General features: G+C 68.5%; 21 protein-coding genes. 7 read left to right on the forward strand and 14 right to left on the reverse strand.

The annotated features are described in order from the left end of the window. Positions 1-629: 629 nt before the first annotated feature. From ACTMTF_RS46925 to ACTMTF_RS46945, 5 genes are all read right to left on the reverse strand, one after another. Positions 630-848 carry a hypothetical protein gene (locus ACTMTF_RS46925; RefSeq protein ID WP_441116578.1) on the reverse strand — a complete coding sequence of 73 codons (219 nt, stop codon included), beginning with the start codon at positions 846-848 and terminating at the stop codon, positions 630-632. Between the two features lie 51 nt (positions 849-899). Then, entirely contained in the window at positions 900-1,406 is a 507-nt protein-coding gene (locus tag ACTMTF_RS46930; RefSeq protein WP_441116579.1) for a hypothetical protein, read from the reverse strand. Between the two features lie 190 nt (positions 1,407-1,596). Further along, on the reverse strand, positions 1,597-2,358 hold the full coding sequence (locus ACTMTF_RS46935; protein WP_441116580.1) for an HD domain-containing protein: 762 nt from the start codon (positions 2,356-2,358) through the stop codon (positions 1,597-1,599). 17 nt (positions 2,359-2,375) lie between these two features. After that, positions 2,376-3,335, reverse strand: a complete 960-nt coding sequence (locus ACTMTF_RS46940; protein ID WP_441116581.1) for a GlxA family transcriptional regulator — start codon at positions 3,333-3,335, stop codon at positions 2,376-2,378. A 249-nt stretch (positions 3,336-3,584) separates the two neighbouring features. Continuing rightward, positions 3,585-4,256, reverse strand: a complete 672-nt coding sequence (locus ACTMTF_RS46945; RefSeq protein ID WP_441116582.1) for a TetR/AcrR family transcriptional regulator — start codon at positions 4,254-4,256, stop codon at positions 3,585-3,587. 67 nt (positions 4,257-4,323) lie between these two features. Between ACTMTF_RS46945 and ACTMTF_RS46950 the strand changes: the two genes are divergently transcribed. Further along, positions 4,324-4,980 carry a hypothetical protein gene (locus ACTMTF_RS46950; protein WP_441116583.1) on the forward strand — a complete coding sequence of 219 codons (657 nt, stop codon included), beginning with the start codon at positions 4,324-4,326 and terminating at the stop codon, positions 4,978-4,980. 857 nt (positions 4,981-5,837) lie between these two features. After that, entirely contained in the window at positions 5,838-6,683 is an 846-nt protein-coding gene (locus tag ACTMTF_RS46955) for a hypothetical protein (protein WP_441116584.1), read from the forward strand. On the opposite strand, the gene ACTMTF_RS46960 is transcribed toward ACTMTF_RS46955, so the two are convergent. Beyond that, a complete protein-coding gene (locus ACTMTF_RS46960) occupies positions 6,672-7,556 on the reverse strand; it encodes a transposase (RefSeq protein ID WP_441116585.1) in 885 nt (294 codons plus the stop codon). The two genes, ACTMTF_RS46955 and ACTMTF_RS46960, sit on opposite strands and share 12 nt — an antisense overlap. Positions 7,557-7,721: 165 nt before the next feature. Between ACTMTF_RS46960 and ACTMTF_RS46965 the strand changes: the two genes are divergently transcribed. From ACTMTF_RS46965 to ACTMTF_RS46975, 3 genes are read left to right on the forward strand one after another with little or no spacing between them, the layout of a single operon-like run. Further along, positions 7,722-8,156: an SRPBCC domain-containing protein gene (locus ACTMTF_RS46965; protein ID WP_441116586.1), complete on the forward strand. Its 435-nt coding sequence runs from the start codon at positions 7,722-7,724 to the stop codon at positions 8,154-8,156. Then, the gene (locus tag ACTMTF_RS46970; protein WP_441116587.1) at positions 8,143-8,520 is read left to right on the forward strand and encodes an ArsR/SmtB family transcription factor; all 378 of its coding nucleotides are present in this window, start codon (positions 8,143-8,145) and stop codon (positions 8,518-8,520) included. The genes ACTMTF_RS46965 and ACTMTF_RS46970 overlap by 14 nt, the downstream gene beginning before the upstream one ends. Next, the gene (locus ACTMTF_RS46975) at positions 8,517-8,900 is read left to right on the forward strand and encodes a VOC family protein (protein ID WP_441116588.1); all 384 of its coding nucleotides are present in this window, start codon (positions 8,517-8,519) and stop codon (positions 8,898-8,900) included. The genes ACTMTF_RS46970 and ACTMTF_RS46975 overlap by 4 nt, the downstream gene beginning before the upstream one ends. 709 nt (positions 8,901-9,609) lie before the next feature. Here the strand turns inward: ACTMTF_RS46975 and ACTMTF_RS46980 are convergent. Then, positions 9,610-12,297 (reverse strand): ATP-binding protein, encoded by a 2,688-nt coding sequence (locus ACTMTF_RS46980; RefSeq protein ID WP_441116589.1) that lies wholly within the window; start codon positions 12,295-12,297, stop codon positions 9,610-9,612. Positions 12,298-12,501: 204 nt separating this feature from the next. Between ACTMTF_RS46980 and ACTMTF_RS46985 the strand changes: the two genes are divergently transcribed. After that, a complete protein-coding gene (locus ACTMTF_RS46985) occupies positions 12,502-14,028 on the forward strand; it encodes an MFS transporter (protein ID WP_441116590.1) in 1,527 nt (508 codons plus the stop codon). Between the two features lie 270 nt (positions 14,029-14,298). Then, positions 14,299-14,883, forward strand: a complete 585-nt coding sequence (locus ACTMTF_RS46990; protein WP_441116591.1) for a dihydrofolate reductase family protein — start codon at positions 14,299-14,301, stop codon at positions 14,881-14,883. Positions 14,884-15,475: 592 nt separating this feature from the next. On the opposite strand, the gene ACTMTF_RS46995 is transcribed toward ACTMTF_RS46990, so the two are convergent. The 7 genes from ACTMTF_RS46995 to ACTMTF_RS47025 all read right to left on the reverse strand — a co-directional run bounded on the left by ACTMTF_RS46995 (position 15,476) and on the right by ACTMTF_RS47025 (position 21,723). Beyond that, positions 15,476-16,390: a MurR/RpiR family transcriptional regulator gene (locus tag ACTMTF_RS46995; RefSeq protein ID WP_441116592.1), complete on the reverse strand. Its 915-nt coding sequence runs from the start codon at positions 16,388-16,390 to the stop codon at positions 15,476-15,478. A 146-nt stretch (positions 16,391-16,536) separates the two neighbouring features. After that, entirely contained in the window at positions 16,537-17,868 is a 1,332-nt protein-coding gene (locus ACTMTF_RS47000) for an ArgE/DapE family deacylase (RefSeq protein WP_441116593.1), read from the reverse strand. Next, the gene (locus ACTMTF_RS47005; RefSeq protein WP_441116594.1) at positions 17,865-18,863 is read right to left on the reverse strand and encodes a branched-chain amino acid ABC transporter permease; all 999 of its coding nucleotides are present in this window, start codon (positions 18,861-18,863) and stop codon (positions 17,865-17,867) included. The genes ACTMTF_RS47000 and ACTMTF_RS47005 overlap by 4 nt, the downstream gene beginning before the upstream one ends. A gap of 5 nt (positions 18,864-18,868) precedes the next feature. Beyond that, the gene (locus tag ACTMTF_RS47010) at positions 18,869-19,744 is read right to left on the reverse strand and encodes a branched-chain amino acid ABC transporter permease (protein ID WP_441116595.1); all 876 of its coding nucleotides are present in this window, start codon (positions 19,742-19,744) and stop codon (positions 18,869-18,871) included. Continuing rightward, positions 19,731-20,477, reverse strand: coding sequence for an ABC transporter ATP-binding protein (locus tag ACTMTF_RS47015; protein ID WP_441116596.1), 747 nt, complete (start codon positions 20,475-20,477; stop codon positions 19,731-19,733). The genes ACTMTF_RS47010 and ACTMTF_RS47015 overlap by 14 nt, the downstream gene beginning before the upstream one ends. After that, a complete protein-coding gene (locus ACTMTF_RS47020) occupies positions 20,474-21,217 on the reverse strand; it encodes an ABC transporter ATP-binding protein (RefSeq protein ID WP_441116597.1) in 744 nt (247 codons plus the stop codon). The genes ACTMTF_RS47015 and ACTMTF_RS47020 overlap by 4 nt, the downstream gene beginning before the upstream one ends. Then, positions 21,214-21,723, reverse strand: coding sequence for an SDR family NAD(P)-dependent oxidoreductase (locus tag ACTMTF_RS47025; RefSeq protein WP_441116598.1), 510 nt, complete (start codon positions 21,721-21,723; stop codon positions 21,214-21,216). The genes ACTMTF_RS47020 and ACTMTF_RS47025 overlap by 4 nt, the downstream gene beginning before the upstream one ends. Between the last annotated feature and the right edge of the window lie 4 nt (positions 21,724-21,727).

Genomic DNA, 21,727 nt, shown 5'->3' on the forward strand with positions numbered 1-21,727 from the left:
CGTGGTCCACGTCGCCGGTGTCACGGCGTCACTCGGCGCCCGCGTCATCAGAGCACCGGTTCGCGCTCCGCAGGCGAACGCGATAGCCGAGCTGGGTCGGCACCGTTCGGAAGGGAATGCACCGATCGGCTGCTGATCTACGATGAAGGCCATCTCCGCAGCGTCCTGCGAGCATACCAACGGCATGACGACCGGCACCGTCCCCATCGCTCACGAGACCGTCGACCACCTCAACCGCCACATACGCTTGCTCCGCCCGAAAACCTCGATCAGATCCACGACGGCCTGGTCCTGCTGGACACCGGAGCCGGCTGCTACTTCCAGCTCAACACCACCGCCGGCGCCATCATGCGTGCGTTCCCCTCACCGCCCGGCAGGCCCAGGCCGGCATCACCGGCCTGATCAACCATTTCGCCGAGGCCCGCCTCATCGTCGGCAGTGCCCTCAACGATCGGGCCAGGTCCCGATCCGCTCCCCGGTGCGTAGAGATAGGTTTCGCAGGCTGTGGTTGAAGATCGCCGGGTCTTCGGTGCCGCGGGCGAAACGCATGGCGCTCAGTGCCGGCTCGGTGCGGGGAAACGGCAAATCGCCGAAGGTGTCGTTCGCCTGGGTCTTCTTGAGGTTGCCGATCAGGGATGGCTTGCTCGGGAACGGTCACGCAGTTGCCACAGCGCGAGGAGCCCGCCGATGGCGGGGATGGTGGCGCGCCAGCGGGCGCCGGATGGGGCTGGTGGCCGGGTCAGCAGGGTGGCGGTGATGACGGTGAGGTAGGCCGTGCCGTGCAGCGGGCCGATGAGGGAGGGGATCGCTGTGATGTGGGTGGTGAACAGGTTGATCATCAGAACCATCGAGGAGACGGCCTCAACACCGGCCGCTGTCCGCAAGGTACGCACTCCGGATCACGCTTCCGGGGCATAGCCGGGACGTACGATCATCAAGACGACGACGACGGCCCACAGCAGGTTGTAGATGCCGGCGAGCATGTGCAGCGTGCGCAGCCGGTCACGGTCGCCGGGTTCGGCGAGCGCGTCGCGCTGGCGCGGATAGATCTGCAGCGCCAGCAGGACGCCCGCGGCGGCGGTGAGGACCATGGAAACGACGATCCAGATCTCTCCGCTGCGGCCTTGCATGAAGGCCAGGACGATACCGACAGCGGGCACGATCAGGCCCAACGCGCTGTAGCCACGGGTGATGCGGTGCAGCGCGACGGCCACAGCCCGGTTGCGCTCTCCTGACGCCTGCGGTGTTTCGGACGGCAGGGTGGAGTGGGCGCCCGGCACGGCTGCGCCGGCCGGCACGCCGACGATGACCGGAACGTAGCGGGGAAACAGGCTCGTCGCGACTGCCGAGCCTCCGACGAACACGATGCCGGCCATGACATGTACCGACAGCAGCAGATATTCCATGAGTTCTCTTTCTGTCCTTCAGGGTGCCTGAAGCTCAGTGCGCGGCGTCAGGCATCCTGGAAGAGGTGGGGTCAGCGAAATCACGCATGTGACCAGCGCGAGGGGGTGCGGCGACTGCGTCGATCCGAAGCAGTCACGTTCGTGCATGGGTTCGGACGAGGGCAACTGCTCAAGGGGTTGACACGTGCCGTCAGTCGTCCCAGCCGCTGGCGTCGAGGAAGCCTTCCCAGGTGGTGTAGGGAACCTCAGGATGCCGCTGGTGCAGGATCTCGCCGGGCAGGGTCATGGGCGGTGCCTTGCGCGGGTCGGCGAGGGACTGCCTGATCATGGCGTCGGTCAAGGTACGGGCGCCGCCGTGGCGAGGATAAGCGGCGTGCACGCGTTCGGCGTACCCGGCGGGCAGTTGGTCGGGGCCGCCGGTCAGGTCGATGCCGATGCCGTCCTGGGCGATCGCGATCTCCGGCGGGCGGCGCCGCGCGAACACTGGCGACTGGTGGAAGCCGAAGGAGGTGTGCAGGGCGATGCCGTCCCAGACGGTGTCGACGCGGCGGTCGGTGATGCCGTGCTGCTCCAGGAACCGGGCGGCGAAGTCGGCGCCGTCGAGTTCGAATCGCTGGCTGGTGGCGGCGCGTTCGGTCAGGCCCATGTCGTGCAGCACGCAGATGAGGAACATGACTTCGGCGTTGTAGTCCTGGCCTGCTCGGCGACCGGCCTGGGCGGCGGCTGCCCGGCCGAACAGGAAGCTGCGCAGGCTGTGGTTGCGCAGGTACGGCTGCTGCGTGTCCGCCACCAGTTGCCGGGCCGCCCGGGCGATGCGCGAGGGGGGAAAGGAGAGGTCAGCGTACTGGTTCCCGGTGTCGGCGGCTGAAGGGGGAGGCGTACCGACCGTCAGCCCCGCTACGCCGGCGAGGCCGGCTCCCAGAACTGTACGGCGGGGCAGGAATGAGCTCATGCGGTCTCCTTGAGACGTCATTCGGTGAACGGGATGGCGTGGGAGGTGTGGAAGCGTTGGCGATAAGCGGTCGGCGTCGTGCCCAGAACCTGCAGGAACGTCCGGCGCATCGTCTCGTCGGACCCGAAACCACAACTGCGGGCGACCGAGGCCACGCCGGCGGCACTGGTCTCCAGGAGGACCTGCGCCGCCTCAACCCGGATCCGCTCGACGTACTGGCCGGGGGTGAGCCCGACTTCGCGGCGGAACAGCCGGGTCAGATGACGCTCGCTCACCGCGGCACGGGCCGCCATCGAGGCGAGGGTGTGCTCTCCCGCCGGTTCGGCCGCGACCGCGTCCAGCAGCCGGCGCAACGCGGGATGGCGTGGCGTGGCGACGGCCGCGCGAACGCTGAATTGCGACTGGCCGCCTGGGCGTTGCAGGAACACGACCAGGTATTTGGCCACCGCTCGCGCGAGGTCCGGACCGTGGTCCTCCTCGACGAGTGCGAGCGCCAGATCGATTCCAGCGGTGACGCCGGCCGAGGTCACCACAGGCCCGTCACGAACGTAGATGGCATCGGGTTCCACGGCGACCCGCGGAAACCGGGACGCCAGGTCAGCGCAGGCGGCCCAGTGTGTCGTGGCCCGCCGCTCATCGAGCAGACCCGCCTCCGCCAGCAGCAACGCCCCCGTGCACACCGATGCCACCCGGCGCGCACGATGGCTGATGTCGCGCAGCAGGTCCAGGAACGCCTCGCCGGGGCGGTCACCATCGGGGTGCGCGTAACCCGGTACGAGCAACGTGTCGACCGGTCCCTCGACGTCGTCCAAGGCCAGGTCGGCCCCTAAAGGCACTCCGATGTCCGTACGCACGGACCGTCCATCGACCGAAGCGAGCCGTATGCGGTAACCGCCGGACCCGTGCAGAACCTGCACCGGTCCGGCCGCGTCCAGCAGCACCACCCCGTCATAGACGGCCACAACCACATCTCTCACACCACCAGCCTTGTGGCTCGCCGGAGATGTCCACAAGGACCACTAGCCCACAGATCCGGACATGGGGGGCGCAGGCCACGAAACGGACCTGGTTGCGACCCTCGTTCGGTGCCTTGTACCGGCGGGCGCGGCTTGGGCCGCCTGGGCGAAGACCGGAAAGATGCGCTGGTCGCGCAACAAGTACAAGCGGTTACGGAGTCGGAAGAAGGCTCAAGCCCAGTGGGGAAGGGTCGTGAAGTTCTTCGCGCACTAGATCTGGGTGAGACGCCCGGGGCGACCCGACCGGTGGCACTCGCAAGAGAGCAGCTCGCGGACCAGCGTCTCGCTCCACCACTGCTCGACGCGATCGGGCGACCAGTCGCGTTCGGCGGTGAACGTGGTGTAGACATCGATGCCGCACAGGCCCGCGTAGATGTCGACGGCGTGCTGTACGTCCAGGCCCGGGCGGAGGGTGCCGGCCGGCCAGGAGGAGAACACCGCCACCCGGGTCTCGTCGGCCCGCCTGCGGCCGTCGCGGTAGACCGCCGCCAACTCGGGCTCGGTGCGGCCGGCTTCGCGCAGCAGTGTGATGACGTCTCCGGCGCGCTCGTACAGCCGCCGGTCGTAGGCGGCCATCGCGGCCAGCTGCCGCTCAGGGCTCGCCGCCGCGGCTTCCAGCTGCGTGACCTGCTGCGGCAGGTCGGCCGACAGGTCGGCGGCGTCGGCCAGTGCCCGGGTCAGCCCGGCCTTGTTCCCGTACACCGAGTAGATCGTCGGCACGGAGACACCCGCCTCGCGGGCCACGTCGCGCACGGTCGTCGCCGCCCAGCCGCGGGCGACGAAGAGCCGGCGCGCGGCCTGGGCGATCTCGGCCCGCGTGTCCAGTGCCTGCGCTGCGCGGCGCAGCGAGTCGTAGCGCCGTCGGCCCACTTCTGCACTCATGTTCTGCACCTTAAAGGGTTTACGCTGCTTATAATGAATATAAGGCACGTAAACAAGGAGGCTTCGCATGCGCTTCTCCCGGATCAGTGGCTTCGCCGCCATCGGCTTCGCCATCACGATCGTGGGCGGCAACCTGATCATGGCCCCCGCAGGTCTGCCACTGGCCGGCGCGGAGATGGCCGAGGTCAACGCGTTCTTCGCCGAGCACGGCGACTTGGTCGGTCTTGTGTCTGGGTTCCTCCCCGCCGCCTGGGTGCTGGCGACCCTGTTCGGTGCGGGCGCGGTCGCCGCGCTGTGGACATCTGAGCGCAAGCGCGGTGAGGCCTGGTCGCTGGTCGGCTTCGCCGGCCTGATCATGCAGAACATCACCTTCACCGGCGTCATCACCGCTCGCCTCGCGCTGGCCAGGACGGCTCCGCACGACACCACCGCCACCACCGGACTCTGGGCGTTACATGACGCGCTGCTCACCCTCAACGGCACGTTCCTGGCAACCGCCCTCGTCGGCCTCTCCGTGGCCGGCCTACGCGCACAGTTCATCCGGCCCTGGCACGGCGGGCTGGGCTTCCTGGCCGCCGCACTCCAATTCACCTCGGCCAGCCTCGCCTTCCTGGTCATCAAGGAGGAGAGCCCGCTCGGGCTCATCGGCCTCACCGGCTGGCTGATCTGGGTGGTCTGGATAGTTCTGTACGGCATCCGCCTGATCCGCACGACGGCGGCGTAGCCATCCGGCCTCGACGCCCGTGACGGGCCACGTTGTTTGTCGCGCCTGCACATCCACCGCCCTGTCCCGCTCGGAAATACGGTTTCGTGCTCTGTACTCGGGTTCTGCTGCGTGATCAGGGCGGCGGCTGCGACTGTCGCGGGGTGTTGTTGTCGCTGGTCTTCCGGTCGGCGCGGTGCTTGTTCGGTCTGCTGGCGGTGCTGGTCCGCGCTGATCTGTCCAAGGATGTTGAGCGGTTGATGCTCCGCCACGAGAATCAGGTGCTGCGTCAGTTCGGTGGTCGGCCGCGGTGGGGTCACGCCGACCGGCCTTGGCTTGCGGCCGTTGTCGAGACTGGTCCACGCGGTGAGAACCGCGGTCATGGCGGCTGTCACCGTGATCGTCATCGCGACCATGTCGTCGGTATCCTCAGTGTCGGCGGGATGGTCATCCTCATCCGGCCGCCGGCTTCGCCCCCCGTCCGCCTCTCGGACCGCTGGCGGGCGAGGCACCATGCGCTGCCTAGGCGGCGACGGCGATGCGCCCCGAGAACCTCATGTCGGCCGTCGACAAGAACGCCCTCGCCCGTGCGCACGCGGCCTGCGTCGGCCGGTGAGCAATTCGAGAGACAGCGGCATGCCTGCACTGTTACGAAGCCGATATTCGATGACTCAGTTTTCGAGGCACACCATGTCATGTTATGGGAGGCAATCGGCGAGGGAGAGGGCAAGTAAATGGCCAGATTGGTGATTGTGACAACCGGCGGTAGCCAGCAGGACTATCGGGCTTTTCGTAGCTTGCTCATGAGAAGCGTCGAGAGCGTGCGGATACTCCCTGGCAGGAGACGTCTTCGGGCAGAGTTCGCTTCCGCAGACGACGTGAGCAACTTCATGCTTGTGCTCGTTACCTGGCTAGGTGAGCGACCTCAGATGGCATTCCATCTGATTACCGAAGGCGGGGAGATTGTCCTCGACGGCGACGCAAGCCCGACACTGGTGGCTCAAGCGGTGGGTGACCTTGTGGGGCAACGTCACGAGGCGGACGAGGTCCTTCCTCCAGGGGTCCTTGGTGCCCCTCGTGTGCAAAGTGAGATCGCCTGGCCTGGTCCAGTCCCCGTCGACAGCGTGCTGACGGCCGCGATCGGCCTGGCAATTCATGATCACCTCAAGCATGCCAGGGCAGCCTCAACGACGCTCGCACCAGTGACCATCTACCTCGATGATGCAAGCGGCAGTTCGCGGGTCGAGCAAGCTGTCAGGGAACTCGCTGCTGCCTTTGAGGCGGAGGCTGTGGACTGGGAACCGGCTATCCGCGGCTCCTGGTTCAGGAAGTTGTTCCTGCGCGGCAAGGAACTGGCGAACACACAGATCGCACAGGAGATCGGGAGTGAGGTCAGGCGAGCTGTCGAGCTACACGGCCTGCATCTGGCGCAGGCCGAAGTCGACGAGAAGAAGGCTGCCGCTGTCAGCAATCTCATCCAGGCGCTCCCAGAGCAGGGCAACGCGGCCATCATGATCGGCTCGATTTTGCTCCTGAAGGTGGAAGGTGCCCTTGTGGTGCGGGAACTCACCCAAAAGGAGCTCGCGCATCTGGAGCGTAATCCAGCGCTGTTCAAGGAGCCCACCGCGCTACTCGCTGCCCTGCAGCACGCCTCATGCAACGCTCCTCAGGGTCTTGGAGATGCGCTGCGCGCTGGTCCGGGTTCGCTGGAACTACCGGAGTAGCGCGAGGCCCGGCAATTCCGCTGATGGATCACTGTCGGATCGTCGACCTTGGATCACTCCGCCGTGGCGGCTTCCCCACGGCTGAAGTGGCGCAGCAGGCCGCCCGTGATCTCGCTCAGTCGCCGGAGGCGGCGCCCATGACCGGATTCTGCACGGTCGCCCAGTGGCTGCGCTCATGGCTGCCGGGGGTTGAGTAGCGGATTCGGCCGATCTGCACCTGCCGAAAATTACATCCGCCCACGTCATTCCCCTGTGAGGGCTTCGCCGTGGCGTGCGCGAGTTCCGACCATCAGGACAGGGAGGCAAGTGCGGAATGATGACCTGCAGCGAGGCGCAGGTCAGCGCGGCATCGTGGTGCTCAGACGTGGCGTAGCCGAGCAGCCGGCGCGAGAACAGGTCCTCGACCGTGGCCAGATACAGCTTGCCTTGGTCGGTGTCGATCTCCGTCACTCGCCAGCCCGCCTCATGCAGGTCACGGGTGATGCGCGGCGAGCCGTAGGTGCCGCCCGAGGCCTCGAACAGGCGGGTGATCTCCGCATCCAGGTCAGCGCGCCTGCGCTGGCGAGCGGTCGGCGCGTCGTCGCCGCGTTCCTTCTGCCACGCCGCCTTCTCCGCGGTGTGCTGCTTGACCAGCGCGGCCTTCTCCCGCCGCAGCCGGGCCAGTTCCTCCCGCTCCGACTCCTCCAGCGTTCCGCTCCCGTTGCCGTTGCACTGCTCGTCCAGCCGGTCCATCTGCACCCAAATGTGCAGCGTGTACGGGCTGATCCCCAGATCCCGCGCCACCTGGGCCACAGGCTTGCCGGTCTCCTTGACGATACGCACCGCGCCCACCCGGAACTCCGGACCAAAGCGCCGCCGCGTGACTGCTGCCACGACCAAACCTCTCCCGGCTCGGTCTCCACGTTAAGAGGGGAAGCTCAGTACCGCATTTGCGGGTGCGTAGTAAGTCGCCCTTCGAGCCGGCGGCTTGCGGGCGGCGATTGCAACCTGTAGGTTGCCAATCAATGGCAACCTACAGGTTGCGAAGGAGGGTGGGGCATGGTTTCGGACGCGATCGAACGTGTGGCGGTGCTGCGGCACCCCATCGAGCGGGTGTGGGCCGCGCTGACCACCGCGGAAGGGCTCTCGCGGTGGTTCGGCTCGGTAGCGGAGATAGATCTGCGGCCCGGCGGGCGAGCGTTCTTCCGTTGGGACGACCTCGGTGAGGAATCCGTCGCCACGATCGCGGTGGTCGACCCGCCACACCGTTTCGCGTTCAGGTGGGGAATCGAGGGCCTGCCGGCGGATGACGCACCCCAGACGCTGGTGGACTTCACCCTGGAGCCGGTACCGGACGGCACGCGGCTGCGCCTCGTGGAGAGCGGATTCGCCCAAGCCGCCGACGACATGGCCCGCTCCGCCCACAAGGCAAACAGTCAGGGATGGGACACGGAGCTCGTCGACCTGGAGACCTACCTCGATGCGGCCGCCTGATTCAGAAGGGCAGGCCGTTGCGGTGTTCGCGGCGCTCACCGATCCGACACGGCGGGCCCTGCTGGAGGAGCTCGCCCGCGGGGGTCCCGCAACCGTCACTGATCTGGCGCGGCGGTTGCCGGTCAGCCGCCAGGCGGTCGCCAAGCACCTCGGCCAGCTCGCCGAAGCAGGCCTGATCAGCACCGGCGAACCGGTCGGCCGCCGCCACCCCTACCGGCTGGAGCCAGCCGCTATCCGCACGGCCCAGGTTTGGCTGGCCAGGCTCGCCAACAGGTGGGATGACCGGCTGGCCGCGCTGGAACATGCACTGGACGCCACTGACATCGACGCCACCGACACGAACCAAGGAGTCGCGCAACCATGAGCAAGCCTGAGTTCACGGCCGGCCTGAACATCGCCATGAAGATCCCCAAGGCACAGTACGAGGCCACCGTGGCCTTCTACCGCGACACTCTGGGCTTCGACGTCAAGGAGGACGACGTCTCCTACGCTCCGACCGTCTCGAGAACTCATTCGGTGCGGTTCGGTCCCACTACGCTGTGGCTCGACTGCGTCGACAACTACAGCCAGCCCGACCTGTGGCTGCAGCTCCACACCGATGACCTGGACGCGGCGACGAGCAAACTGGCCGGCATCGGTATCCACCCGTGTGACGAGGTGGAGCCCCTGGAGAACCTCGATTCCAGAACCCACTGGATTAAGAATCCGGCCGGTGTCGTACATCTGCTCGCGGAGTCCGGCTGATCCCGATCTCCCGGTGAGGCATCCCCGTGAGGTGAGCAGCCATTCCCGGCGTAGCGCGGAGCCAAACGCCCGGCCTCCCGAGTCGCTCAAGCTTCGATGACACAAGCCCAAGGTTCCCTGTCGCAGGACATCCGCGTCCTGGTTGATCACGATTGAGTGGCGGAGCGGCTCGCCGTCGTGACATGGGAACGGCCATCGCCGATCTTTCTTTCTGCGAAGAAACGAAGATCAAACCGGCGGCCGTGGAGTTCGGTATGACGGTTGCGCCGCTGCGAGCGGGAGTGGCATCGGCGAGGAATTCGCCTGGGTGGAGCGCCTTGTGCCTCACCGAAGCCGGCATCCAGACCGTGCTGACCGGGATTCGGATGCCGCGGATGAACTCCATCATGGAACGCTGGGTGCAGTCCTGCCGCCACGAACTCCTCGACCGCTGCCTGGCCCGGAACGAACGCCACTTTGTGACACGCCCTACGCGAGTACGAACGGTTCTACAACCAGCACCGAGCCCACCAAGCCCTGAACCAAGACGCCCCGCTGCGCACCGTCCCGGAAACGATCACGGACCCCCAACGAATCACCGACCTGAACATACGCCGACGAGACCGCTCGGCGGAGTCCTCCACGGGTACTCAAATGCCGCTTGACCTGCATGGATGGAATTCTCGGCAGGTGCAGTGCCATCTCATCGTGCATCCCGAACGGTGGTTGCTCAATGAAGCACCTTGCTGAGCTCAGCACGGGATCGGATGTCAAGTTTCGGATAGACCTTGTACAGGTGGTACTCGACGGTGCGCGGGCTGAGGAAGAGTTGTGCCGCGATGTCGCGATTGGACAGGCCGGTTGCGGCGAGTTCGGCGATCTGCAGTTCCTGCGGTGTCAGTCGGCTCGCCTCGGCCGGCGTCGTACGTTGCTGGCTCGAGCCGTCGATCGCGGCCAGTTCACCCGTTGCACGCTCTACCCAGGGCCGGGCGCCCAACTGGTCGAACAGATGGCGTGCGACGTCCAGGTGCTCGCGGGCCTGGGTCTTGCGACGGGCGCGGCGTAGCCATTCGCCGTATAGCAGGGTGGTCCGGGCGCGATCGAAGGGCCGTTCGTCGACCGAGTGACATGCAAGTGCTTGAACGTACAGATCCTCCGCCGAAGCGTCAGTCGCAAGCAGGGCCCGGCACCGCAACACCAAGGCGTCGGTCCACGGCTCGCCCATGACCGCTGCCCAGGTTTCGCAGCGCCGCATCGCCTCGGCCGCATCCTCGGCACGGCCGATTCGGACGGCGGCTTCAACAAGGTCGGGCACGCTGCGTTGGACGGTGGACAGGTGCCGGGTTGGTCCCCGTTGCACGCTGGCGAGACGTTCGTACGCCTCAGCGATCCGGCCAAGTCCCAGGTAGAGCAGGCCGAGGGCCGCGCGGGCCTGGGTGCCGGTCGCCCGCTCGTCACCCAGCGAACCCGCGTCGGTGCCCGCCATCGCGAGGCAACGCGTCTCATCACCTTCGATCGCCGCCAGGTAAGCCAACGCGGAGCTCGCGTACACAGACCAGAGCTGTTGACCGGTGTCACGGCCCAGCGTGACCGCTTCGGTGCCGCTGATCAGCGCATCCCGGTGCCGACCCAGAAAGACCTGGCTCAGGCAGAGTTGGGCGAGCGCCGATGGGAGCACCGCGACCGCGCCCCGCTCGCGGGCACCCTGGATGAGCTCGGCGGCGATCTCCGCCGATGTTCTGTCCCGATTCAGCATTACCGCGAAGCTCATCACCTCGGCCAGGGCCTCGGGTCCACGTTCCCTGGCGACGCAGGCTGCGCGGAGGAGCAGCGGATCCAGTTCGGGGTAGTCGCGCGGGTCCGCCACGAGGGCCGCCACCGCAGCCCATTTCGCAAGCCACGCAACAGCATCCAGTGACGTGCCCGCGGGCGCCAACGAAGCAAGGTGATCGACAGCGGTGACGAGCTTCTCCGGATCGGTGGGCATCGACCAGACGGTGTGCACAGCGGTCAGCCCCAGCCAGAACGCACGCTCGCCGTCACCTGCCGCCATCGCGTCGCTGGCCGCCAGGAGATGGCCATAGGCCTCCTGAAGGTCACGGGCCGCGAATTCGGCCCGACCGGCAACCTCGAGTAACCGTGCGTGCTGCAACGGGCCGCCGGCCGTCGGAAGGGTCTGCAGCGCCGTCACCCTGGCCCATTCGATCCTGCCCGCATCGACAGCCGCTTCGGCTGCGTCGGTCATGCGGCGTACCGCATCGCCCGCCTCGGTCGAAAGCTCAGCTGCCCTCCCGAAGGCCGACGATGCCGCACCGTGGGCACCCCGAGCCGCCGCACGCCTGCCCGCCTGCTCCAGCGCGTCGGCGATGGCGTCGTCGCGTCCGATCGTCGCCGCAGCCAGATGCCAGACGCGCCGATATTCGTTGCCGGTGGCCGCGGCCAGGGCGCGATGGGAATCCAGCCGATCGGCCAGTGCCGCACCGTGATACGCGGCAGACCGCAGCAGCGGGTGCCGGAAGATCAGCGCGCCCTGTGCCACTCGAACCAGTCCGGCTGATTCTGCCGCAGTCAGATCGGCGAGCGATGTATCGACCGCCGGAGCCGCCCGGTGAATGGTTGCGAGATCACCGGTGTCGTCGGCCGCTACGAGCGTCAGGAACCTGCGCGTACTGGGCGGGAGTGCCCTGATCTGGCGACCGAACGCCTGCAACAGGCGATCGGTCAGCCGTACCGGGCCTTCATACGACATCGGGCCCGCGGTTGCAAGTTCATGCAGCGCCAAGGGGTTGCCTTCGGTCGATGCGACCAACTCGGTCAGGGCGACGCCTGTGAAACCGAGATCATCGAGCAGCAGCGCGGCTTCGTCTGCCGGAAGCCCGGCGAGTGTGATCTCCGGGAGTCCGGTCCCATCCGGCGCGCCGGGCTCGTCCCGGGTGGCGATCAGTACGCCGACGGCCTCGCGCCCCAGCCTGCGCGCGGCGAACATCCACGCATCCAGCGATGCCCGGTCCAGCCAGTGCGCGTCGTCGATCAGAACCAGCAGCGGTGACACTTCGGATGCTTCGGCCAGCAGCGACAACACCGCCGCGCCGATCATGAACCGGTCTCGCGCAGCCTCCCCGAGCCCGAACGCACCGGACAATGCCCGGCGCTGCGGTTCGGCCAGCGCCGGGAGATGGTCAAGGACCGGGCGGAGCGCCTGGTGCAGCCCGGCGAACGGCACCTGGCTCTCCGACTCATAACCCATGCACTGCAGTACGCGGACGTCCTCGTCCACTGCGCCGAGGGCGTACTCCAGCAGGGCGGTCTTCCCGATCCCGGGCTCCCCGCGCACCAGCAGCACACCACTCACCCCGCGCCGGACCTGCTCGAGCAGGGTGTCGATGGCAGCACACTCAACCTGCCGGCCGCGAAGCATGACGGCCAGACTACCGCCGTACTCGCCGTGCGATCACTGATACCGATACGGATTCGGGTACCGGTCGACCGCCCTAGCGTCGAGACACCACCGGCGGATTGGTGGACCAGGGCCAGGCACCACTGACTGGAGTAGATCGTGACTACTGGGAATGCGGGACCCGGAGCCGGGTGGCGGGAATGGGCTGGGCTTGCCGTGCTCAGCGTGCCCACGTTCCTCGTGACGATGGACTTCTCTGTGCTGTACCTGGCTGTACCACGCCTCACCGCCGACCTCGCACCCAGCGGCATCCAGCAGTTGTGGATCGTGGACATCTACGGCCTCCTGATCGCGGGTTCGCTGGTCACCATGGGCACCATCGGTGACCGGATCGGCCGGAGGAAGCTGTTGTTCATCGGCGCCGCGGTGTTCGGCATCGCCTCGGTGGCGGCGGCGTTCTCCACCAGCCCGGAGATGCTCATCGCCAGCCGTGCGTTGCTCGGCGTGGCAGGTGCCGCGGTGACGCCGTCGGTGCTGGCCCTGATCACCGGCATGTTCACCGACCCGCGGCAAAGCCGCCGCGCCCTGGCCGTCTATCTGGCCTGTTTCATGGGCGGGGCGACGCTCGGCCCGCTCGTCGGTGGCATCCTGCTGGAGTACTTCTGGTGGGGTTCGGTCTTCTTGGTGTCCGTGCCGGGGATCGTGGTGCTGCTGGCGTTCGGCCGCTTCCTGCTCCCCGAACAGAAGGCACTACGGGCGGGCAGGCTCGACCCGGTCAGCGTCGTGCTGTCCCTCGCAGCGATCCTTCCGTTCGTCTACGGGCTCAAGGAGCTTGCTCGCAACGGCTGGGAGTGGTTCCCCGCCGGTGCACTGGCGTCCGGCATCGCGGTAGGGCTGGTGTTCGTCCAGCGGCAGCGGCGCCTGGAGCACCCGCTGCTCGATCTGCGCATGTTCGGTAACCGCACGTTCAGCTCCGCTCTGACCTTGATGTTCGTCACCGCCGTCGTGGGTGGCGGCACCCTCTTGCTCGTCACGCAGTACTTGCAGAACGTCGCCGGTCTCACCCCGCTGGCGGCCGGCTTGCTCCTGCTGGTGCCCAACGTGCTGATGATCATCGGCAATCTGGCCACTCCTGCGGTGGCGAACCACATCCGTCCGGCGTACTTGATCGCGGGTGGACTGATCGTCGCGGGTGCCGGCTACATCATCTTCACGCTGGCCGACTCGACGTCCGGCCCGATGACGATCTTCATCGCGATGTGTGTCGTCATGCTCGGCACCGCTCCGCTGGCTGCGCTCTGCAACCACCTCGCCATGGGCGCCGTGCCGCCGGACAAGGCCGGTTCGGGGGCGTCGATCGTCCAGACGTCCGCCGAATTCGGGATCGGGTTCGGCATCGCCACGCTCGCAACACTCGGGGCCGCGGTGTACCGGCGCAACGTGGAGGGCGGTCTCGGCACGACACCTCCTGATGCGGCGGACGCCGCCCGGGAAAGCATCGACCGGGCGGTCGCCGCGGCCGGTCAGCTGCCCGCAGAGCAGAGCGGCGACCTGCTGGCCGCAGCCCGCGACGCCTTCACCTCCGGCGTGCACGTGGCGGGCATCGTCAGCGCCGTCCTCTACGTCGGCCTGGCCCTCCTCGCTGTGCAGGCGTTCAAACACGTGCGGAACTCCTACGGCGACGACACGACAACGGACGTCGGCCCGCTGCCCGAAGCCAGATCGGCCACACCGGCCACCCCCGAGCCATGAGCGCTCCCAGCCGAGCGGGCCGGACGGGATCACCGGCGGCATCGGCTCCGGTGACGGCGGTGACAGCCGGCACGTCACCATCTATGTCGAGGTGCCCGATGTCGGTACGGCTCTGGACAGGGCCGAAGAGTTGGGTGGCCGCCGGTTGTCCGGCCCGGACATCGTGCCGGGAACCAACGTCGAGGTGGGCCGGTTCACCGACCCTGAGGATCACGTGATCGGCCTGACCACCACAATCACATCCGATCAACCGCACACAAGGAGAGCATCATGACCGTTACCTACACCTGGGACGTCTACTCCACCCTCGACGGCTTCGGCTCCTACAACAGCAGCGGCGACTGGGGCGGCTACTGGGGCAAGCAAGGTCCCGATTTCCTCGACCGCCGCCTCGCCCTGTACAGCGAGGAGCAGCGGATGGTCCTCGGGGCCAACACCTTCCGGCAATTCGTCCAGGTGCTAGGCCCGAGCACCGAGGAGTCCAAGGTAAGTGACCCGGTGAACACCCGTCTGAGGAACATGCCGACAACGGTGGTGTCCACGACACTCGAAGGACCCCCCACCTGGCCCAACGCGACCTTGGCGGGCGGTGACGCCGTCGACGTCGTCGCCCGGCTCAAGAAGGAGTCCGCGGTGCCGTTGCGCTCACACGGCAGCCTGTCGATGAACCGGGCACTGATGGCCGCCGGCCTGGTCGACCTCGTCCAGCTGACGGTCTTCCCAGTGATCTCCGGTCAGACCGGAGTAGAGCCGATCTTCCAGGGCGCGGCCGACTTCGACCTCGAGCTGATGGAAAGCCGGACGCTTGACGACCACACCCAAGAGCTCATCTACCGGCCCACCCTGCACGGCTGAGCCGAGGGCACCCGGATCGGCTCGTTCCGCTTCCTCATCCGCGACCGAGATGCCGAGTTCACCAAGGTGTTCGACGAGCTCTTCGCCGTCGAGGGCGTGACGGTGGTGAAGACACCACCATCACGCCGCGGCGCCGACTGCTGTGCCGAGCGGTGAGTGCGCACCGTACGGGCCGAGTGCACGAGGCAGGGCATGCGATCGCCGGTAGCGCACGCGCGCCATCCACGCGCCAGGAGAACTGGCGCCGGTCTCCATCGACGGGCTGCGCTCACCGTGCCCACCTCCTGCACCTCCTGGTTCAGGGCGCCAAGGTGCGGATCAGCTTCTTGTTGACGAACTCCTTGATGCCGGGGCGGCCGAGTTCGCGGCCGAAGCCGGAGCGTTTGACCCCGCCGAAGGCAGTTCCGCGCTTTCGGCCAGGACGCCGTTGACGAAGACCATGCCCGCCTCGATGCGGTCGGCGACGCGTCCGGCTTGTCGAGGGTCGGTGCCGAACCCACCCGAAGACCACGCGGTAGGCGGGAATCTCTGCCCTTTTGAGACGGAGCGGAGGTCAAACTCCGCAGATCAAGCACCCTGCGATAGCCGGAAGTCAGCGAGGTTTGCCCGGGGGGTGGGTGATGGCGGGGCGGTCGTCCTCACGCAGGACGTCGTCGGCCATCTGGTCGTACTGGGCCACCCGAGTCCGCCCGGCCTCGCCCAGGGCGTCGACGACGGCCGCGATCAGGGTTTCGAGCAGTGCGACCGCCGGGGTCAACGAGTCGAACGGCGAGGGTGAAGTGACCTGGGCGGGCAGCACGACGTCCGCCACGGCTGAGACCGGCGACAGCCACGGGTCGGTCAGCAGCACGATCTTGACGTTGCGGGCTGCGGCGGCGTTCGCGAAGGCAACGGTCTCGCGCTGGTAGCGCCGGTAGTCGAAGAGCACCAGTACATCCCGTCGGCCCAGGTCGAGCAGGTGGGCGGCATGGTCGGCCGTGGACCCGGCGATGTAGGCCGTGCCGGACCGCAGCTGCTGCAGGTGCGCCACGAGGTAGTGGGCCAGGATCGTGCTGAATCGGCCGCCGGCCGCCGAGATGCGGCGGCTCGGGTCGGCCAGCAGTTCGGCCGCCCTGGTCAGCTCGCCTTCGGGAACCTGGTCGAAGGTCATGGCCGTGGCTTTCAACAGCACCTGGCGGGACCGGCCGAGCACGCCGTCCGGGTCCACCTCGTCGCCCGCTCCGGCGGAGTCGTACTGGGCCAGGGGAGAGGAGTAGCGCTGCTGGGTCTCGCGCTTGAGCGCCTGTTGAAGCTCGGGGTAGCCGTCGAAACCGAGCCGGTAGGCCAGCCGTAGCACGGTAGCCGGGCTGGTCTGTGCCTGGCGGGCGACGATCGCCAGCGGCTCCAGCCCCGCGGTCGGGTAGCCCGCCAGGAGAGCGCGGGCCACCCGCTGCTCCGCACGCGGCAGTTGCGGCAGCACGTCGCGCAGTTGTGCCGCGACTGTGCGGGGTTCGGTCGGGGGGGACACTTGGTCTCCTTCTGGATGGTCGGTGACTCGAGTGGCGCGTCACCGGGTATGGATCATGCCACGACGCGCCGGGAAAGAGAACGCTGGTCAGCGGCGGCCTGCTCACGCCGTGGCGTGGCGGAACGGTGGATGTCGGTGAGCGGCCGTCAGCGGCCGTCAGCGGGCTCGGCGAGCCCGCACCACTCGATCGCGGCTAGCGCGTACGTCTTCGCGGCCTGGACGAGCTGGGCGATCTCGACGTACTCGTTCTCCGCGTGAGCCGTGTAACCGACGCCGGGACCGTACACCAGCCCGGCCAGGCCCTTGCGGTCCATCCAGGTCAGGTCGCAGACGCCCATGAAGCCCGTCGACAGCGGCGGCCGGCCGTCGGCGGCGGCGGCGTGTGCGCCGGCCACCACGGCGCCCAGCGGCGCGTCGTCGGGCAGTGAGTACGGCGCCCACAGCAGCTTCCACTCGAAGACCGGCGGGTGCTCGCGCAGCCACGGGTCGGACTTGCAGGCGTCGGCCACGCGGCCCTCGATCTCGGCGATGACCTCCTCGTTGGTCCGGTCGGGGTGGTGGTAGACGCAGTACTCGACGGTCAGCTCGTCGGCCAGGAAGAACGGCACGTAGATGCCCGACGGGTTGGCCTGGAGCACGCCGGGCAGCAGGTTGAAGTAGCCGGGCGGGAAGAGCGGGTGCCGGTAGTGCCGGGCCCACTCGTCCTCCAGGGAGCGCAGCGCCTGGTAGACGATCCAGAACTTGTCGACGGTGTTGACCCCGAGCGCGTCGCCCTCCAGCGTCGGGTGCACGGTCATGCCGCGCAGCCCGGAGTGGGCGGTCTTGCCCTCCATGGAGATGCTGAACCAGAGCAGGCCGGGAGTCACCGGCACCGACGCGGGCAGGGTGCCCGCCTGCCCGGACGGCTCGCAGACGATGGCGGCGTCCGCGCCGAACCCGGCCTCCAGCACCGCGGTGGTGCCCGCCTCGTGGTCGCCGACCTCCTCGCCGACGACGGCCTGCAGCACGAGGTCACCGGCCAGGCGCACACCGGCGCGGCGCAGGGCCACGGCGGCGTAGGCGGCGGCGACCAGGCCGCCCTTCATGTCGGTCGCGCCGCGCCCGATCACGGTGTCGTCGGTGACCACGGCCCGGAACGGGTCGCCGCGCCACTTGTCGAGCCGGCCCGCGGGCACGACGTCGACGTGCCCGTTGAGCAGCAGCGACCGTCCGCCACCGGCGCCGGTGATGACGCCGCACGCGTTGTCGCGGCCCTTCTCCACCGTCACCTTGGTGACATCGGCCCCCGCCTCGGTGTAGAGGTCGGCCAGCAGCGCGCTGACGTCCCCCTCCGCCCCGACGACCTTGCCGTACTCCTGGCCGGGGTACTTCGGGTTGACACTGGGTACGGCGATCGCGTCGGTCAGGCTGGAGACCAGGCGTTCGGCGAGCCGGTCGACCTCGCGGGTCACGTCGCGGGCGCTGTCCTGTGCGGTCATGACGTCTCCTTCACAGTGGTGGAACTGGTGGTCACGGGTTTGCGGAGCCGGTGGCGCGCCGCGTCGAAGAGGGAGCGGGCGATGCCGGCCAGGCCCTTGGGCGCGAGCCACAACACCACGAGGATCAGCGAGGCGACCACGATGTCGCGCCAGGCGCCCGCGTCCTGGAGGGCGTCGGAGACCAGGGTGACGACCACCGCGCCCGCGATCGGCCCGTAGACGCTGCCGCTGCCGCCCAGGAAGATCATGCTGAGCAGCAGAGTGAGCTGGCCGAAGCCGAAGATGTCGGTGCTGACGACGCCGTTGAGGTAGGCGTTGAAGCTGCCGGCCACCCCGGCCACCCCCGCGCCGATCATGAAGACGATCAGGTGCTGCCGGACCCGGGAGACGCCCCGGCTGGTGGCCAGCGGCTCGTTGTCCCGCAGGGCGACCAGCGACATGCCGAGGGTCGAGCGGGTCAGGGTACGCACCAGCACGGTGACGGCGAACAGCAGCGCCGCGCCGAGGAAGTAGTAGCCGATCCGGCCGTCGGCCCGCAGGTTGAACTCGCCCAGGCTGAGCCGGGGGATGCCGACGATGCCGTTGGAGCCGCCGGTCAGCCCGGCCTGGCCGAGCACCAGATAGATGCAGAGCTGGGAGAACACGTACGTGGCCAGGCCGACGTAGATGCCGCGCAGCCGCAGCACCGGCAGGAATGCCACCAGCGAGGCCAGCATCGCCGACACCCCGGAGACGCCCATGGCCAGCCACGGGTCGACGCCGGCGCGGGTGACCAGGATGGCCGTGGTGTAGGCGCCGATGCCGAAGAAGCCGATCTGGGCGAAGTTGAAGATGCCGGCGAAGCCCAGGGTGAGGTTCCAGCTCAGCGCAAGGACGCCGTACATGGTGATGAGGATGAGCAGCAGCCGGCTGTGCGGGTCGGTGAAGACCAGCGGCAGGGCCACCAGGACGATCGCGTAGGCCGGCCAGCCGAGCAGGCCGCGTAGTTTCGGCATGACGTTCACGCGCTCCTCACCCGCGTGTGCAGCAGCCCCTCCGGCTTGACCAGCATGATGACGATCATCGCCAGGAAGACCAGGACGGGGCTCCAGGACAGCCCGAAGTAGTAGGTGGTGACGGCCTCCAGCAGGCCGATCGCGTACGCGCCCGCGATGGTGCCGGCCAGGCTGCCGGCGCCGCCGAACGCGAGCACCACGAACGCCCGCAGCAGCGGGTCGCTGCCCATCCCCGGGGAGATGAACTGCATGCTGCCGAGCAGGGCGCCCGCCACGGTGGCCAGGGCGACGGCGGCCATGACCACGAACAGGTACACCCGTCGCGGCGCGATGCCGAGCAGTTGCGCGTGCTCGCGGTTCTGCTCCAGCGCCCGGACGGTCAGCCCGATGCCGGAGCGTTTGAGCACCAGCGCGAGCAGGCCCACCAGCAGCGGGGCCAGCACGATGGTGACGAGCTGGGTGCCCTGGACGACGGCTCCCGCGATCTCCACCCGGGCCTGCCCGAACTGCGGGAGCTGCTTGATCTCCGGACCCCAGATCAGCTGGGCGCCGCTCTGCAGCAGCATGGTCGCCGCGAGCGTGGCCACCATCACCAGCATGTCGCCGTTGGGCCGCCTGATGAACGGGCTGACCAGCAGGAACTCGTAGACGGCGCCGATCAGCGCCATCACGACGACCGCGCAGATCAGCGACACCACGAGCGGCAGCCCGGTCGCCTCCAGCACCGTCCAGGTCAGGTAGGCGCCGAACATGAGCAGCGCGCCGTGCCCGAAGTTGAAGACCCGCAGGTTGGCCCAGATCAGGGTCAGGCCCGCCGCCATGAGCAGGTAGAGACCGCCGAGGACGAGCGTGCTCGTCAGGATGACGCTAATGCCGCCCATCAGCGGCCCCTCCCAGAAAGAGCGACATCATCTCGTCGCGGCTCCGGGTGCTGTCCGACACGTCGCTGTGGACCACGTCGCCGTGCAGGACGACGTGGTAGCGGTCGGTCAGGGTGAGCACCAACTCCATGTCGCCGTCGACCAGGATGATCGACGACACCTCCGCGCGGACGCGGACGATGCACTCGCTCAGCTCGTGCTTGACCTTGGGTGACAGGCCCAGCGTGGGCTCGTCGAGGATGAGCAGCGTGGGCCGGGCCATCAGGCCCATGCCGAGGCTGGCCATCTGGCGTTCGCCGCCGCTGAGGGTGCCGGTGAGCTGCCTGCGGCGCTCCTTGAGCCGGGGGAAGACGGAGAACACCTGGTCGATGCCGTCGCGCCAGTCCCGGGCGTGCCCGCTGGAAGCGGCCGAGAGCCGGAGCGCCTCCTCCACGCTGAGCTGCGGGAACAGCCGCGAGCCCTGCGGCACGTGCACGAGGCCGCGCCTGACCAGGTCGCGCGGCGACCGGCCCCGGGTGTCGCGGCAGGCGAACGCGATCGTGCCCGACGAGGGCCGGTGCACGCCCGAGACGCAGCGCAGCAGGGTGGTCTTGCCGTGGCCGTTGGGTCCCAGCAGCCCGACCGCCTCGTTCTCCGCGACGCTCATCGAGATGCCGCGCAGCACTCCGGCCTGGCCGTAGCCGGCGGTCAGGTCCTTCACGGTCAGCAGATCGGTCAGCAGATCGCTCATCATGCGGCTCCCGGTCCCAGATAGGCCTCGACGACCCGCGGGTCCGACAGGACCTCGGCCGGACCGCCGGTCACGATGATCCGGCCGCTGTCCAGCACCGCCATCCGGCCGGCCAGCGCCTCCAGCACCGACAGCACATGCTCGATGATCACCATGGTGACGCCGGACCCGTGAATGCGGGACAGCAGCCGGATCAGCGCGTCCTGGTCGGCCGGGTCGAGGCCGGCGGCGGGCTCGTCGAGCAGCAGCAACGACGGCCCACTGACCAGCGCGCAGGCGATCATCAGGCGTTTACGGTCGATCAGCGACAGCCCGTCGGCCGGGCGGTCGAGGTCGCCGCCCAGCTCCACGACGTCCAGCGCCTCGCGGCAGCGGGCGGCGTCCCAGCGCACGGCCCGGCCGGCGCCGCCGTAGGCGTGGCCGACGCGGACGTTCTCCATGACGCTCAGCGACTCGAAGACGGCCTCGGTCTGGAAGGTGCGCTTGAGCCCGGCCTTGGCGATCCAGCGGGGCGAGCGGTGCTGGACCTCCTGGCCGTCGAAGAGCACCTTGCCGGTGTCCGGCCGGATGGGGATGCCGGTGAGCAGGTTGAACAGCGTGCTCTTGCCGGCGCCGTTGGGGCCCGCGAGGCCGAACACCTCGCCGCGGCGCACCTCCATCGAGACGTCGTCGACGGCCTTGAGGCTGCCGAACGACTTGCCGACGTTCTGAGCGGCGAGCAGTGTCGCCGCGCCGCCGCTCATGCGGCCTGCCCGGGGCCGCGCCAGTCGCCCTGGGCGAGGAAGCCGCCGCCCACCGGGAGCAGCACTCCGGTGACGAACGAGGCGTCCGGGGAGGCGAGGAAGGCGACCGCGACGGCGATCTCGTCCGGTGAGCACTGCCGGGCGATCGGCTGCCGGGCGGCCGCCGCCTCCCGCTGCCGCAGCGATTCGGCGGCGGCCTCGGTGTCGAGCAGGCGGGTCAGGTTGGCGATGGAGCCCTTGGCCGCCGAGTAGGCGGGGAAGGCGGGCAGCCCGGTGACGCCGAAGATCGACGACAGGTTGACCACGGTGCCCTCGCTGGCCACGTCCACCGCCTGGAACACGCACGGCTCGCCGAGTTCACGGGCGGTGCGGGCGCCGCCCGTGGCGTCGATGTCGGCGATCATGACCCGCGCCCCGTCCCGGAGCAGCCGGCGGGCGATGGCCGCGCCGATCCCACCGGCGGCGCCGGTGACCAGGGCACGCCGCCCCGTCAGAGTGCTCGCCATAGCG

This window comes from Nonomuraea sp. ZG12 (assembly GCF_052068115.1).
Taxonomy (GTDB): domain Bacteria; phylum Actinomycetota; class Actinomycetes; order Streptosporangiales; family Streptosporangiaceae; genus Nonomuraea.

Coding starts and splice junctions, on each gene's coding strand:
- ACTMTF_RS46925 (WP_441116578.1), bottom strand. CDS start 848: ATGGTTCTGATGATCAACCTGTTCACCACCCACATCACAGCGATCCCC.
- ACTMTF_RS46930 (WP_441116579.1), bottom strand. CDS start 1,406: ATGGAATATCTGCTGCTGTCGGTACATGTCATGGCCGGCATCGTGTTC.
- ACTMTF_RS46935 (WP_441116580.1), bottom strand. CDS start 2,358: ATGAGCTCATTCCTGCCCCGCCGTACAGTTCTGGGAGCCGGCCTCGCC.
- ACTMTF_RS46945 (WP_441116582.1), bottom strand. CDS start 4,256: ATGAGTGCAGAAGTGGGCCGACGGCGCTACGACTCGCTGCGCCGCGCA.
- ACTMTF_RS46950 (WP_441116583.1), top strand. CDS start 4,324: ATGCGCTTCTCCCGGATCAGTGGCTTCGCCGCCATCGGCTTCGCCATC.
- ACTMTF_RS46965 (WP_441116586.1), top strand. CDS start 7,722: ATGGTTTCGGACGCGATCGAACGTGTGGCGGTGCTGCGGCACCCCATC.
- ACTMTF_RS46970 (WP_441116587.1), top strand. CDS start 8,143: ATGCGGCCGCCTGATTCAGAAGGGCAGGCCGTTGCGGTGTTCGCGGCG.
- ACTMTF_RS46975 (WP_441116588.1), top strand. CDS start 8,517: ATGAGCAAGCCTGAGTTCACGGCCGGCCTGAACATCGCCATGAAGATC.
- ACTMTF_RS46980 (WP_441116589.1), bottom strand. CDS start 12,297: ATGCTTCGCGGCCGGCAGGTTGAGTGTGCTGCCATCGACACCCTGCTC.
- ACTMTF_RS46990 (WP_441116591.1), top strand. CDS start 14,299: ATGACCGTTACCTACACCTGGGACGTCTACTCCACCCTCGACGGCTTC.
- ACTMTF_RS47000 (WP_441116593.1), bottom strand. CDS start 17,868: ATGACCGCACAGGACAGCGCCCGCGACGTGACCCGCGAGGTCGACCGG.
- ACTMTF_RS47005 (WP_441116594.1), bottom strand. CDS start 18,863: ATGCCGAAACTACGCGGCCTGCTCGGCTGGCCGGCCTACGCGATCGTC.
- ACTMTF_RS47010 (WP_441116595.1), bottom strand. CDS start 19,744: ATGGGCGGCATTAGCGTCATCCTGACGAGCACGCTCGTCCTCGGCGGT.
- ACTMTF_RS47015 (WP_441116596.1), bottom strand. CDS start 20,477: ATGATGAGCGATCTGCTGACCGATCTGCTGACCGTGAAGGACCTGACC.
- ACTMTF_RS47020 (WP_441116597.1), bottom strand. CDS start 21,217: ATGAGCGGCGGCGCGGCGACACTGCTCGCCGCTCAGAACGTCGGCAAG.
- ACTMTF_RS47025 (WP_441116598.1), bottom strand. CDS start 21,723: ATGGCGAGCACTCTGACGGGGCGGCGTGCCCTGGTCACCGGCGCCGCC.